The sequence below is a fragment of the Vibrio floridensis genome, assembly GCF_021852965.1.
GTDB lineage: Bacteria > Pseudomonadota > Gammaproteobacteria > Enterobacterales > Vibrionaceae > Vibrio > Vibrio floridensis.
In genome coordinates this window covers 50,445-64,933 of record NZ_JAKGCY010000017.1, presented here as the reverse complement: position 1 = coordinate 64,933, position 14,489 = coordinate 50,445, and the positions used below count along the sequence as shown (strand labels likewise).

Below are 14,489 nucleotides of genomic sequence, written 5' to 3'. Positions count from 1 at the left end.
ATAAACACATCGGCATTTGTGAGCAAAGTCAGTGAGCGCAAACCAAGAGAAATTGCGCCATTAAAGCCTAAGAAGGATCAATCCATGAGTCAGGATAAAATCGATATCAAAGATGTGACTCCGAAAACCTTTAACCCCAAGACCCACAAAGGTAAGGGGGATCGGTTTAACCCAAATAACCGCATTTACGTACGTGAGAGTAAAGGCACATTCCAAAAACTACGCCGATATGGTGGCTGGTTTTTGCTGCTGCTATTTACCTTAACTCCATGGATTTCCTACGGCGATCGTCAAGCGATTCTGTTGGATATTGGTAGCCAACAGTTCAACTTCTTCGGCACCACGCTCTACCCACAAGACCTGACCTTGCTGGCCTTGCTGTTTATGATTGCCGCCTTTGGTCTGTTTTTCATCACTACGTTTTTGGGCCGAGTGTGGTGTGGCTACTTATGCCCACAAACCGTTTGGACCTTTATGTACATCTGGTTTGAAGAGAAACTCGAGGGCAGCGCCAACAAACGCCGCAAGCAAGATTCCGGCAAACTGACGCCCAATCTCGCCATGCGAAAAAGCGCAAAGCATGTCGCGTGGTTTACCATCGCGCTCGCGACAGGCTTCACCTTCGTCGGTTATTTTGTCCCGGTGCGTGAACTGGTGGTGGATTTCTTTACCTTTAACGCCAGCTTCTGGCCTGTTTTCTGGGTGATGTTCTTTGCCATCTGTACCTACGCCAACGCAGGTTGGATGCGCTCTATCGTTTGTTTGCACATGTGCCCTTACGCGCGCTTCCAATCAGCGATGTTTGATAAAGACACCTTTATCGTCGGTTATGACAGTCAGCGCGGCGAACAGCGTGGCCCACGTTCACGCAAAGCCGATCCGAAGCAGCTCGGGTTAGGTGACTGTATTGACTGCGATCTGTGTGTGCAAGTGTGCCCAACGGGGATTGATATTCGTGATGGCCTGCAATACGAGTGTATTAACTGTGGCGCGTGTATCGATGCCTGTAATACCACCATGGATAAAATGGGCTATGAAAAAGGGTTGATCAACTACACCACCGAGCATCGTCTGTCTGGGAAACACACCAAAGTCATGCGACCTAAGTTGATCGGTTATGGCTTGGTATTGCTGGTGATGTTGGGTTTGTTCTTCGCACAAATTGCTGCCGTTGACCCTGCGGGCCTCAGCGTGATTCGCGATCGCAACCAGTTGTTCCGCGTCAACAGCGCCGGTGAAGTGGAAAACACCTACACCCTCAAAATCATCAACAAAACTCAACAAGTGCAAGAATATCACTTGGATGTGAAGGGGCTCAGTGAGGTAACTTGGTATGGTAAGCAAACCATTCAGGTCAACCCAGGCGAAGTTCTCAACTTACCATTAAGTCTTGGCGTGGATCCCGAGAAGCTCTCCTCTCCAATTAGCACGATTCAGTTTATACTGGACGACAAGAGCAACGACTTCACCATTGAAGTAGAAAGCCGTTTCATCAAGAAACTGTAACTTCAACCCAATTCATGGACAAAGGCTCAGCAATGAGCCTTTTTATTTACTATGTCGCTAGGCGCATTCAATTTTGACGCATTAACGCCCGATTTTATGTGGTATGCCCTTGAGAGCATCGGCATTCGCGCTGAATCAGGCTTATTGCCTCTCAACAGCTATGAAAACCGCGTATACCAGTTTACCGATGAAGAGCGTCGCCGTTTTGTGGTGAAGTTTTATCGCCCAGAGCGTTGGACGCCGGCACAAATTGTTGAAGAACATCAGTTCACTCAAGAGCTGGTGGAAAATGACATTCCTGTCGCCGCTCCGGTCAACATCAACGGTGCTACCCTACATCATTATCAAGGCTACCAATTTGCCTTGTTCAACAGCGTCGGTGGCCGTCAATTTGAAGTGGATAATCTCGATCAACTCGAGTGGGTTGGCCGCTTCCTCGGTCGAATTCACCAAGTGGGTGCAAAACAGAGATTCCAGCACCGACCTAGCATAGGGCTAGATGAGTACCTCTATCAGCCACGCGCACTCCTGCAACAATGCAACATGATCCCGATGCATTTAGAGAACAGCTTCTTTCAGGATCTCGACCGACTCATCGCCGCCATCGAAGCGCAGTGGCCAAAAAACACTCAAGCTATCCGCTTGCACGGTGATTGTCATCCCGGCAATATTTTATGGCGTGATGGACCGATGTTTGTTGATTTAGATGACGCGCGTAATGGGCCAGCGGTTCAAGATCTCTGGATGTTGCTTAATGGTGATCGCCAAGAAAAGATCATGCAACTCGACATTTTACTGGAATCGTATAGCGAATTTAGTGATTTTTCGCACCAAGAGCTGAAACTGATCGAGCCTTTGCGTGGTCTACGAATGGTGCATTATATGGCATGGTTAGCAAAACGATGGCAAGACCCCGCGTTCCCACTCGCTTTTCCTTGGTTTAATGAGCCAAAATACTGGGAAGGTCAGGTATTGGCGTTTAAAGAACAAATCGCCGCATTGGAAGAACCCCCTCTTTCATTGATGCCACAATGGTAACTGCCTCAATAACATAACGGAGAAATAAATAGATGAAGAAACTGTTCGCGTTTTTTTCGATGCTGTTACTCAGCCTGACAGCCAACGCAGCAACCCAATTTAAAGAAGGTGAACACTACAAGGTGCTGGATACGCAAGTTTCTAAAAAGCCCATGGTAAGTGAGTTTTTCTCTTTCTACTGCCCGCACTGTAATACGTTCGAACCTATCATCCAGCAACTCAAAGCACAGTTGCCGGAAGGGGTAAAACTGCAAAAAAACCACGTTTCCTTTATGGGTGGTGCGATGGGGCCGTCAATGAGCAAAGCGTACGCCACCATGATCGCACTTAAAGTCGAAGACAAAATGGTGCCAGTGATGTTCAACCGCATCCACAACATGCGTAAAGCGCCAAAAGATGACGCGGAACTGCGCCAGATCTTCCTTGATGAAGGCGTTGATGCGAATAAATTTGATGCCGCCTTTAACGGTTTCGCGGTGGATTCGATGGTGCGCCGTTTTGACAAGCAGTTTAAAGACAGTGGCCTTTCTGGTGTACCTGCGGTGATTGTAAACAACAAATACCTAGTGCAGGCTCAAGGCATCAAAACCATGGATGAGTATTTCGAACTGGTGAACTTCCTGCTGAAAAAACAGTAAACACCCAACAAAAACTCACCAACAAAACAGGGAGCCGTTGTGCTCCCTGATGTTTATCCTTTGTGGATCTCTTTCAACAACTGATCTTTTTCTTGCCAAACATCTCCTAACCAGAGCTGAAATTGGCGTTTATACGGCTTATCGTTGAAGTAATCCCCTTTCACCTGATCATCCACCGGCAACAAACGAATCTTTACAACCACTTTGCGCATCCGACCCATTAACATATCTTGGAAAGGTTTATCGGTATTTTGCGGGTAGGCTAACGTCACATCGATAATATGATCAAACTGCTCACCCATCGCCGCGAGTGTATAAGCAATACCGCCGGATTTCGGCTGCAGCAAATAATCATACCCCGCGTTACTTTTTTTACGCTTTTCAGTCGTAAAGCGAGTGCCTTCCACATAGTTGACTACGGTGGTGGGCGTATGGCGAAACTTCTCACAAGAACGACGTGTCGTTGCCAAATCCTGTCCGCGCTTTTCTGGGTGACGGATCAAGTATTCCCGGGAGTAACGGCGCATAAACGGCATGTCCAATGCCCAACAAGCCATACCAATGAAGGGCACGTACAGCAGTTGTTGCTTGAGGAAGAACTTGGGCATGGGAATGCGATCCTTAAACACGCAACACAACACCACAATATCGGTCCAGCTCAGATGATTACTGATCATCAGATACCATCCCTCTTTTTTCAGCCCTTCACCGCCTTCGATATCCCATTCTATGCGGTTAAACAGAGCGAGAATCACCGCGTTTATCGTCGCCCACAACCACATCATTTTGTTGGCCGCATCGGTTGCTTTCGCTTTCAGCCCTTGAGTCGGCAAGACCAGTTTGACGATCGCAATCAAACAGATCGTCATCGAGCACATTGCAGAATTAAGAATGACCAAAAAAACGTTAATAAAAAGTAACAGATATGCCAACATAGTGATGTTCGAAAACTCTTATATTCGATGAAGAAAAAAACAGCGTGTAATTATACTGCTCCCGGCCCAGTTTGGAATCTTTGTCAAAATGGTCAGATTAGTTTGTGACCGAAACTGTGGCAAACCACCCTCGCCAGGATGAATGGCTCAAGGATCTGCAATGAAAAACCGAATCTTAATCACCACCGCACTGATATTCAGTCATATGGCGCAAGCAGGACTGAGTGACACCGCAGGGTTTAGTGGGGAAGTCTCACTACTGACTGGCTATGGCGCCTCTCAGTCACACTTTAATACGGAAACGGATGCAACCATCAGCAACTACTCAAGCAGCGGCAGCCGCGAAGGTGCCGCTCTGTTTGCACCATTGGGGAACATCGCTTACACCTTTGGTCAGCAGCTCGAACAGCAGTTTTACCTCGGTACCGCAAGAGACGACATTGCTGTTGGTACCCTGGCCTTTGAGTTGGGTTATCAATACCAATTGAGCTCTGGCGTGGTGATTGATTTTTCATTGTTGCCAACCGTGATGTCTGGAGAAACTTGGCAAGATCCTTATCTGCTCAACCAAAAACGCACGGTCACCGATGAAAGTGGTATTGCGTACCGACTGCAGTTTCACAACCTCTGGGGTGGCAATGTTAACCTCGACACCGCATATGGCACCAAAGAACTGGAGAAAGACACCATCACCGATCCAAGCCTCAAACGTGATGGAGAGAGTTATTACGCCAAACTGGATTACCGCTACCGACTCAAACCCACCAGCTTTGTCCAACCCGCTGTGGTTTACTTAAAGCATCAAGCGGATGGCAAAGCGGCCTCTTATGATTCACTCGGGGCTGAAGTGAGTTGGTTTAATCTGTTTGCTAAACACCGCTTAGTTCTAACCGCGGGTTATAAAGTGCAAGATTATCAAGCCGCCAGTCAACGGTTTGGCAAAACGCGTGAAGACCAACAGCTCAGTCTATTTCTTGCTTATGAGTATGCCCAACTTTTCTCTTCCTCCGATTGGTCTTTCGTTGCTCTGGCTGGGTACAACCAAACCGACTCCAATATTGAGTTTTACGAGCAGAGTGATTACTTACTTTCGGTCGGCGTAAACTACAAGTTTTAACTCATCGCCAATGCGGTTTAATCTAGGGTTTACCACGATTAAACCGCTTGCAGAGTGAGCTGTTTGAGCAAGCGATCCATCGCCCGATAACCGAGTGCTTCGGCTAAGTGCGCACGCGTTATCTGAGGTGCGCCTTCTAAATCGGCAATGGTTCGCGCCACTTTAATGATGCGGTGATAAGCGCGAATCGATAACCCCAAACGGTGCAACGCAGTTTCAAGAAACTCGGCATCCTGCTTACTTAGTGGACAAAACGCTTCGATTTCTCGGCTGCCCAATAGGGCATTCACCTTGCCATTACGATGCTGCATTCGCTCTCTCGCCTGCGCCACTCGCGCCTTCACCACCGCCGTTGGTTCACCTCGCTCCCCCCCTTCCGCCAATGTGCCTTTGGGTAATGCGGGGATCTCGAGTGACATATCAAAACGATCCAAAAGTGGACCCGATAAACGGCCTAAATAACGCAAAATCGCCTGAGGATTGGCGCGAGCTTGGTTCCCTTCGTAATAGCCCGTGGGGCTCGGATTCAGCGCTCCGACCAACTGAAAGCGAGCGGGAAAACGGGTTTTACCTTGCGCTCGTGAAATGATGATTTCCCCCGACTCTAGCGGCTCGCGCATTGAATCGAGCACTTTGCGCTCAAATTCCGGCATCTCATCCAAAAATAGTAAGCCGTTGTGGGCGAGTGAGATTTCTCCAGGACGTGGAATGGTTCCACCGCCCACCAACGCCGCCATAGAACTTGAGTGATGCGGTGCGCGAAACGGCCGTTGCTTCCAATTATGCTCATTGATATCACTTTGTGTTAAAGAAGCCACCGCCGCCGTTTCCATCGCTTCTTCCTCACTCATTTCAGGCAGCAGATCTCGCAAACGTGACGCCAGCATGGTTTTACCCGTCCCTGGAGGCCCTAAAAAAAGTAAATTGTGATTGCCCGCAGCGGCAATTTCCAACGCACGCTTACCTTGCTGCTGGCCTATGATGTCTTGTAAATCACGATGATGTTGCGCGGGTTTTTCTCGCTGAGGCGCCTGATGCAAAGCCAGCGCTTGCTGACCACATAAGTAAGCACAAACTTCAATCAGTGAGCACGCCGATTTATGCATGTTTTTGCCCACCAAAGCGGCTTGATCCCCATTAGTATGAGGCACCACCAAACTGCGGGAGACCCCTTTGGCGGCAAGTGCTGCTGGCAGTACCCCTTTCACCGCTCGCAGCTCACCACTTAAGGCTAATTCACCGACAAATTCATGTTGGTGGAGAAACTGAACTGAGATCTGCTCAGAAGCGGCCAAAATGCCAAGTGCGATCGGCAAGTCAAAACGTCCCCCTTCTTTGGGCAGATCAGCGGGTGCCAAGTTGACGGTGATCCGCTTGGCAGGAAATTGGAAGTTACTGTTGACGATCGCACTGCGTACGCGATCTTTTGACTCCTTCACGGTGGTTTCCGGCAACCCTACCAAGGTAAATCCCGGTAAGCCGTTACTGATGTGCACTTCCACGCTCACTGAAGGCGCTTCTACGCCCACACTGGCGCGGCTATGAATAATCGCCAACCCCATCACTGCCTCTTCAATTTTAGTTGTTCTATAAATACAAGTTTTTTTATACAGAACTGTTATATAGCGTGAAGCGATGAGGCTTAAATGTGAAAAAAGAATGACTTTTTGCTTGTCACGAAACAGTTTTGTGTGTTACCACTAGTGACGCAAACAATTTCGTAGAACATTACACAACATTTTAACGACAGACAGATGAACTTTGCCGCTCAAATTAACTCTCTGATTAACCTGATTATCGTGGTCCTCATTAGCACCGCGCGGGGGAGAGTGGGCGCAAAATAACCACTAGATTTACAAACCCCCGCACTGAAAAGTTCGGGGGTTTTTTTTCAGCCATGGGTTGGTGAAGTTCTAAACTGATTGAATCACTTTTAGACAGTTCAGAAATGACGGGAAGTATGGGAGCGCACGCTATGTGCAAGATGTATGGAAACGGCTACAACCAAAAGAGTAGCCAAGGAGGCCAACGATGACAGGAGCAGAGTTAGTCGTTGCCGCATTAAAACAGCAAGGCATCAAAACCGTGTTTGGTTACCCTGGTGGCGCCATCATGCCAATTTACGATGCCTTGTATGACGGTGGTGTTGAACACATTTTGTGTCGCCATGAACAAGGGGCTGCGATGGCAGCGATTGGGATGGCGCGAGCCACGCAGGATGTTGCGGTGTGTATGGCCACATCGGGTCCCGGAGCCACCAACCTTGTCACCGGTTTAGCCGATGCCTTTCTTGATTCAGTGCCGTTAGTTGCCATCACCGGTCAGGTTGCCAGTTCTCATATCGGCACCGATGCGTTCCAAGAAATGGATGTGATTGGTATGTCGCTATCGTGTACTAAACACAGTTACTTAGTGACCGACATCAACGAGCTGGCCCCAACCTTGGCAGAAGCCTTTGAAGTGGCCAAAACCGGACGACCGGGCCCAGTGATTGTCGATATCGCCAAAGACGTCCAGCTTGCAAAAGCGCCTGTTGAGTTGCTTCCTCCTTTTACGCCTCCAGCATTACCCCAAGTCAGCCAAGTTGATGTGGCTCGAGCCCAAGCGCTTCTCGATCAATCCACCCGCCCGGTGTTATATGTCGGTGGTGGTGTGCAACTGGCTAAAGCGACCCACACGGTGCGCGAATTTTTACGCCTCAACCCGATGCCTGCCGTTAGCACCTTAAAAGGGTTAGGCACCATCGAACGTCACGACCCTCACTATTTGGGCATGCTCGGCATGCATGGCACCAAAGCGGCCAACCTCGTGGTGCAAGAAGCGGATCTTTTGCTGGTGGTGGGTGCACGTTTTGATGACCGTGTGACGGGCAAATTAGAAACCTTCGCCCCTCACGCCAAAGTGATCCACATTGATATCGACGCGGCAGAAATCAATAAACTGCGTCATGCCAACGCTCCGTTACGCGGCGATATCAATGTCATCCTGCCTCAGTTAGAACTGACTCGTGATATTTCTCCTTGGGTTCATCACTGTGAAAGCTTACGCAGCGGCTTTAAGTGGCGTTACGACCACCCAGGAGAGCTCATCTATGCGCCGGGGTTGCTCAAGCAACTTTCCGATCTGATGCCAGACAACACCATCGTCTCCACCGACGTAGGCCAACACCAGATGTGGGCAGCGCAGCACATTCAGCCACGCGAGCCACAAAATTTCATTACCTCAGCGGGCCTTGGCACCATGGGTTTTGGCTTGCCAGCGGCAATGGGCGCAGCGGTAGCAAGGCCGGACGCACAATCAGTGCTGATCTCTGGTGATGGCTCAATCATGATGAACATCCAAGAGTTAGGCACGCTGAAGCGTCGCCAAATCCCAGTCAAAATCGTGTTGTTGAACAACCAACGTCTTGGCATGGTACGTCAGTGGCAATCGCTGTTCTTCGATGGTCGTCACAGTGAAACCATCCTTGATGACAACCCTGATTTCGTCATGCTGGCGAAAGCCTTCGATATTCCGGGCAAAACCATTACCAAGAAAGAAGAAGTGGAACCGGCACTCAAAGAAATGCTCGCAAGCAAAACGTCTTACTTGCTGCATGTGTTGATTGATGAAGAAGAAAATGTGTGGCCGCTGGTACCGCCAGGTGCGTCAAACAGTGATATGTTGGAAAACACCTAGGAGAGCCACTGATGGAACGTTATTTATTAGACATCAAAGCCGATGACAAACCCGTGCTGTTAGAGCGTGTTCTCCGTGTGATTCGCCACCGCGGCTTTGTCATCAAACAAGTTGCTGCGACGCAAAACCATGAGAGCAAGGTCGCCAGTGTCGAAATCATCGTAGACAGCGATCGCCCTATCTCATTTCTCACCAATCAAATTGAAAAATTGTGGGATATTCGTAGTGTTGAGGTGATGAAGATTCGTAACGACGAACTCCCTAACAACAATCTACAACAACACGTAAGTGCATAAGGAAGGCAATAATGGCAACGAAAACAGCAGATTATATCTGGTTTAATGGCAAGATGGTTCCCTGGGCAGAAGCGAATGTACACGTTCTGACTCACGCCATGCACTACGGCACCTCGGTATTTGAAGGGGTTCGCTGTTACAACACGCCAAAAGGGCCGATTGTCTTCCGTCACCAAGAACATGCGCAGCGTCTGAAAGATTCTGCCAAAATTTACCGCTTCCCAATCCCCTTTTCGGTGGAAGAGATCATGGAAGCGACTCGCGAAACTCTGCGTCAAAACAAGCTGGATAACGCCTACATTCGCCCACTGGCGTTTGTTGGCAACGTTGGCTTGGGCGTTTGTCCTCCCACCGATACCGAAATGGATCTGATCATTGCCGCCTTCCCTTGGGGCTCTTACTTAGGGGAAGAAGCGTTGGAAAATGGCGTTGATGCCATGGTATCCAGCTGGAACCGCGCTGCGCCGAACACGATTCCAACCGCTGCGAAAGCTGGCGGTAACTACCTCTCTTCTCTACTGGTTGGTGGTGAAGCACGTCGACATGGCTATGCCGAAGGGATTGCATTAAGTGTTGATGGTTACCTTTCAGAAGGTGCCGGTGAAAACATTTTCGTGATCAAAAATGGCGTCATCACCACACCACCAGCGACGGCTGCGATTCTCCCTGGCATCACTCGTGACTCAATCATGACACTCGCGCGAGAGATGGGTTATGAAGTCCGTGAAGCCAACATCGCACGTGAAGCCCTCTACTTGGCAGACGAAGTCTTTATGACGGGTACTGCCGCAGAAGTGGTTCCGGTGCGTAGTGTCGATCAAATTCAAGTGGGCGCAGGCAAACGCGGCCCAATCACCAAAGCCGTGCAAGAAGCGTACTTTGGTTTATTCAATGGCACCACCAAAGATAAGTGGGGCTGGTTAGATTACGTGTACCCAGAGAAGAAGTAGGGAGACAACAGAATGCCTAAATACAGATCAGCCACCACCACTCATGGTCGCAACATGGCCGGTGCGCGCGCACTATGGCGTGCTACGGGCGTCAAAGATGAAGACTTCGGCAAACCGATTATTGCCGTGGTCAACTCCTTTACCCAGTTCGTACCGGGCCACGTGCACCTGAAAGACCTTGGTCAATTGGTGGCAAGAGAAATTGAAGCAGCAGGCGGCATTGCCAAAGAATTCAACACCATCGCGGTGGATGATGGTATCGCTATGGGCCACGGAGGCATGCTTTATTCACTGCCTTCTCGTGAATTGATTGCCGACTCGGTGGAGTACATGGTCAACGCGCACTGTGCCGATGCCATGGTGTGTATCTCCAACTGTGACAAAATCACCCCGGGAATGCTGATGGCGTCAATGCGCCTTAATATCCCGGTGATCTTTGTCTCGGGTGGACCAATGGAAGCGGGCAAAACCAAGCTTTCGGATCAGATCATCAAGCTGGATCTGGTCGACGCCATGATCCAAGGCGCGGATCCTAAAGTCTCCGATGAGCAGAGCGAACAGATCGAGCGCAGTGCTTGCCCTACCTGTGGATCCTGCTCAGGCATGTTCACCGCCAACTCGATGAACTGTCTCACCGAAGCACTTGGCCTTTCTCAGCCAGGTAACGGCTCTTTGCTCGCAACGCATGCCGATCGTAAACAACTGTTTATCAGTGCAGGCCAACGTATTGTCGAACTGACCAAGCGTTACTACGAACAAGATGATGAAAGCGCACTGCCACGCAACATTGCGACCAAAGCCGCGTTTGAAAACGCCATGGCGCTAGACATCGCCATGGGCGGTTCAACCAACACCGTTTTACACCTATTAGCTGCAGCGCAAGAAGGTGAAGTAGATTTTGACATGACAGACATCGATCGCATGTCACGCATGGTGCCTCACCTATGTAAAGTGGCGCCATCAACCCAGAAATACCATATGGAAGATGTGCACCGCGCAGGTGGTGTGGTCGGTATTTTGGGCGAACTTAACCGAGCGGGCCTGCTGCACAATCAATCGAAAACGGTGCTTGGCCTCACTTGGGAAGAACAGCTTGCCCAATACGATATCATGCTGACCGATTCGGAAGAGGTGAAACGCTTCTACCGTGCAGGCCCTGCGGGTATTCGTACCACCCAAGCGTTCTCGCAAGATTGCCGCTGGGATACCTTGGATGACGATCGCGCCCAAGGCTGTATTCGCACCAAAGAAAACGCCTTTAGCCAAGATGGTGGCCTTGCTGTCCTCAAAGGCAATATTGCGCTGGATGGCTGTATCGTTAAGACGGCGGGTGTGGATGAAAGCATTCTAAAATTCACTGGCCCTGCTGTGGTTTTTGAAAGCCAAGAAGACGCGGTAGAAGGTATCTTGGGGGGTAAAGTCAAAGCAGGCGATGTGGTGGTGATTCGCTACGAAGGTCCGAAAGGCGGCCCAGGCATGCAAGAGATGCTCTACCCTACCACTTATTTGAAATCGATGGGCCTTGGCAAAGCGTGTGCGCTACTGACCGACGGACGTTTCTCTGGCGGCACATCGGGTCTTTCCATCGGCCACGCCTCACCAGAAGCGGCCAACGGCGGCGCGATCGGTTTGGTCAAACAGGGCGACTTGATTGCCATCGACATTCCAAATCGCACGATTTCTCTGCAAGTTTCCGATCAAGAAATGGCAGAGCGCCGAGCAGAACAAGACGCGCTTGGCTGGAAACCGGTATCTCGTCAACGCGAAGTGTCGTTTGCACTGAAAGCCTACGCCAGCATGGCAACCAGTGCCGACAAAGGCGCGGTAAGAGACAAGTCAAAGCTTGAGGGCTAAGCAATGTCATTAACCCAACAAACTGGCGCAGACTATCTGCGCCAGATATTGCGCGCTCCTGTGTATGAAGTGGCAACCGTCACCCCTTTGCAAGAGATGCCGCGTTTATCGGCACGTATTGGTAACAATGTGCAGATCAAACGTGAAGACCGCCAGCCGGTGCATTCGTTCAAGTTACGTGGCGCTTACAATATGGTGGCCAATCTGTCGCAAGCACAGAAGGACGCGGGGGTGATTGCTGCCTCTGCGGGCAACCATGCGCAAGGCATGGCTCTGTCAGGCACACGCCTTGGCATTGAAACCACCATCGTGATGCCTCGCACGACGCCAGATATCAAAGTCGACGCAGTGCGCGGCTTTGGCGGCAAAGTCGTCTTGCACGGCAGCAACTTCGATGAAGCCAAAGCCGAGGCCGAACGCCTTTCGCAAGAGAAAGGCTACACTTTTGTCCCACCTTTCGATCATCCTTTAGTGATTGCTGGGCAAGGCACCATCGGCATGGAAATGCTGCAGCAAAACGGCCATCTCGACCACATTTTCGTCCCTGTAGGGGGCGGTGGTTTAGCCGCTGGTGTGGCGGTGTTGGTGAAACAGCTGATGCCAGAGATCAAAGTCATTGCGGTGGAACCTGAAGATTCTGCCTGCCTTAAGGCGGCATTGGATGCAGGTGAGCCTGTGGTACTGGATCAAGTCAGTATGTTTGCTGATGGTGTGGCGGTAAAACGCATTGGCGATGAAACTTTCCGTCTATGCCAGCACTACATTGACGATCACGTCACCGTCTCCAGTGATGAAATCTGCGCGGCGGTCAAAGATATTTTCGAAGACACCCGTGCGATTGCTGAGCCTTCCGGAGCACTGGCGCTGGCGGGGCTGAAAAAGTATGCCGAGAAACACAAACTCAAAGGACACAACTTGGGTACCGTGCTTTCGGGTGCCAATACCAACTTCCACGGTTTACGTTATGTTTCCGAGCGTTGTGAGCTGGGTGAAAAACGCGAAGGCTTGCTTGCGGTGACCATTCCAGAGCGCAAAGGGGCATTTTTTGAGTTCTGCCATTTGATTGGTGGCCGTGCGGTGACGGAGTTCAACTACCGTTACAACGACGACTCGCTGGCCAATATTTTTGTCGGTGTTCGTCTGCAAAATGGTCAAGAGGAGTTGGATGGTATCATTCGCGACTTACGCGAAGGCGGCTACCCAGTGGTGGACCTTTCTGAGGATGAAATGGCCAAGCTGCACGTACGCTACATGATTGGCGGTAAACCCTCCAAACCACTCAAAGAGCGCTTATACAGCTTTGAGTTTCCAGAATACCCAGGCGCACTGCTTAAGTTCCTGAGCACACTGGGCACACACTGGAACATTAGCCTGTTTAACTACCGCAACCATGGGGCCGATTATGGCCGCGTACTGTGTGGTTTTGAGCTTGATGAGAGTGATTTATCCCGCTTTTCGGCGCATTTGCGCGAACTTGGCTACCAATGCAAAGATGTCACGGATAACCCATCCTACCGTTTCTTTCTTTCCTAATGCTGTTAAAAACGCCCTGTCAGACAGGGCGTTTTGTTTCGCTCAGCAACCAATCTTGATGCAGTTGATGTGAGTTTCCTAAGTAGTCCACCATCCACTGAATCAACTTGTGGTTGTCATCTTTTCGCCACACCAGACAACATTGACTCAGCGGTTTGTCGTCCGGTAGCACCTTTTCCACCAGCACACCGTCGTTGATCAGTGGCATGGCAATATGACGCGGCATATAACCCACGCCTACGCCATTTTTTAAACACTCGATAGCACTGTACCAATTGGGCAACAACAGACGACGCTGCTGCGGATAATGTCCAGTATGGCGCTTGGGTAGCACACTGGAGGTATCATCCAAACAGATCGCGGGAAACTGACTGACAAACGCTTCTGTCAGCACTTGCTGACGCACGCAAGGATGCGCTGGAGACATGACAAACGCCCAATCCAATCGTCCCATATCGCGCACTTCAAAATCGCCCCCAACCGGAATGGCCGAGGTGGCGCCGATGACGATATCCGCGCGCCCTTGGGCAATCGCCTCCCAAGAACCATTGAACACTTCCATATTGATTTGCAGTTCTGCAAAATCGAATTCGCGATAGAAATCCTCGACCAAAGGCTTGAGTTTGTCGAGCTTGACCACGTTATCCAGCGTCAACTTCAGCGTGGATTGCCAGCCTTGGGCCGCGCGCCGCGTCTGCGATTTCACTTCTTCCATCTGCCTTAGCAGCATTCTCGCTTCTGCGATGAACAGCTCACCTGCTGGGGTCAGTTCTACTTTTCTCGGTAAACGGCGGAACAGCAACACGCCAAGTTCTTGTTCCACCTGACGCACACCATAACTGATGGCCGAGGGCACTTTGTGCAACACCTCAGCGGCGGCAGTAAAACTGCCTAAACGAGCGACGGTATCCAACATTTCTAGCGATGGCTTTGAAAACACAGCT

At 50.3% G+C, this 14,489-nt stretch carries 12 protein-coding genes; 9 read left to right on the top strand and 3 right to left on the bottom strand.

The genetic code is table 11. From position 1 onward, the window contains the following. Positions 1-84: 84 nt before the first annotated feature. From ccoG to LZU85_RS18535, 3 genes are read left to right on the top strand one after another with little or no spacing between them, the layout of a single operon-like run. On the top strand, positions 85-1,506 hold the full coding sequence (gene ccoG, locus LZU85_RS18545) for a cytochrome c oxidase accessory protein CcoG (RefSeq protein WP_044023791.1): 1,422 nt from the start codon (positions 85-87) through the stop codon (positions 1,504-1,506). Positions 1,507-1,557: 51 nt separating this feature from the next. Beyond that, on the top strand, positions 1,558-2,544 hold the full coding sequence (locus LZU85_RS18540; RefSeq protein WP_237288084.1) for a serine/threonine protein kinase: 987 nt from the start codon (positions 1,558-1,560) through the stop codon (positions 2,542-2,544). Positions 2,545-2,576: 32 nt separating this feature from the next. Continuing rightward, on the top strand, positions 2,577-3,182 hold the full coding sequence (locus LZU85_RS18535; protein ID WP_011079070.1) for a thiol:disulfide interchange protein DsbA/DsbL: 606 nt from the start codon (positions 2,577-2,579) through the stop codon (positions 3,180-3,182). Between the two features lie 53 nt (positions 3,183-3,235). Here the strand turns inward: LZU85_RS18535 and LZU85_RS18530 are convergent, their stop codons facing one another. Then, positions 3,236-4,117, bottom strand: coding sequence for an acyltransferase (locus LZU85_RS18530; RefSeq protein ID WP_011151432.1), 882 nt, complete (start codon positions 4,115-4,117; stop codon positions 3,236-3,238). A gap of 142 nt (positions 4,118-4,259) precedes the next feature. Here LZU85_RS18530 and LZU85_RS18525 point away from each other — a divergent pair, with 142 nt between their 5' ends. Beyond that, positions 4,260-5,234: a DUF2860 domain-containing protein gene (locus LZU85_RS18525; protein WP_237288082.1), complete on the top strand. Its 975-nt coding sequence runs from the start codon at positions 4,260-4,262 to the stop codon at positions 5,232-5,234. 38 nt (positions 5,235-5,272) lie between these two features. Here the strand turns inward: LZU85_RS18525 and LZU85_RS18520 are convergent, their stop codons facing one another. Next, positions 5,273-6,796, bottom strand: a complete 1,524-nt coding sequence (locus LZU85_RS18520; RefSeq protein WP_237288080.1) for a YifB family Mg chelatase-like AAA ATPase — start codon at positions 6,794-6,796, stop codon at positions 5,273-5,275. Between the two features lie 469 nt (positions 6,797-7,265). On the opposite strand from LZU85_RS18520, the gene ilvG reads away from it, so the two are divergent. From ilvG to ilvA, 5 genes are read left to right on the top strand one after another with little or no spacing between them, the layout of a single operon-like run. After that, on the top strand, positions 7,266-8,912 hold the full coding sequence (gene ilvG, locus LZU85_RS18515) for an acetolactate synthase 2 catalytic subunit (RefSeq protein ID WP_011151435.1): 1,647 nt from the start codon (positions 7,266-7,268) through the stop codon (positions 8,910-8,912). 11 nt (positions 8,913-8,923) lie between these two features. Beyond that, positions 8,924-9,208 carry an acetolactate synthase 2 small subunit gene (gene ilvM / locus LZU85_RS18510; protein WP_011079065.1) on the top strand — a complete coding sequence of 95 codons (285 nt, stop codon included), beginning with the start codon at positions 8,924-8,926 and terminating at the stop codon, positions 9,206-9,208. 11 nt (positions 9,209-9,219) lie between these two features. Continuing rightward, positions 9,220-10,158, top strand: a complete 939-nt coding sequence (gene ilvE, locus LZU85_RS18505; protein WP_237288078.1) for a branched-chain-amino-acid transaminase — start codon at positions 9,220-9,222, stop codon at positions 10,156-10,158. A 12-nt stretch (positions 10,159-10,170) separates the two neighbouring features. Continuing rightward, the gene (gene ilvD / locus LZU85_RS18500; protein ID WP_011079063.1) at positions 10,171-12,012 is read left to right on the top strand and encodes a dihydroxy-acid dehydratase; all 1,842 of its coding nucleotides are present in this window, start codon (positions 10,171-10,173) and stop codon (positions 12,010-12,012) included. A 3-nt stretch (positions 12,013-12,015) separates the two neighbouring features. Continuing rightward, complete coding sequence (gene ilvA, locus LZU85_RS18495) at positions 12,016-13,545, top strand: threonine ammonia-lyase, biosynthetic (RefSeq protein ID WP_011151438.1); 1,530 nt, start codon at positions 12,016-12,018, stop codon at positions 13,543-13,545. 19 nt (positions 13,546-13,564) lie between these two features. Here the strand turns inward: ilvA and punR are convergent, their stop codons facing one another. Beyond that, complete coding sequence (gene punR, locus LZU85_RS18490) at positions 13,565-14,485, bottom strand: DNA-binding transcriptional activator PunR (protein ID WP_011079061.1); 921 nt, start codon at positions 14,483-14,485, stop codon at positions 13,565-13,567. Between the last annotated feature and the right edge of the window lie 4 nt (positions 14,486-14,489).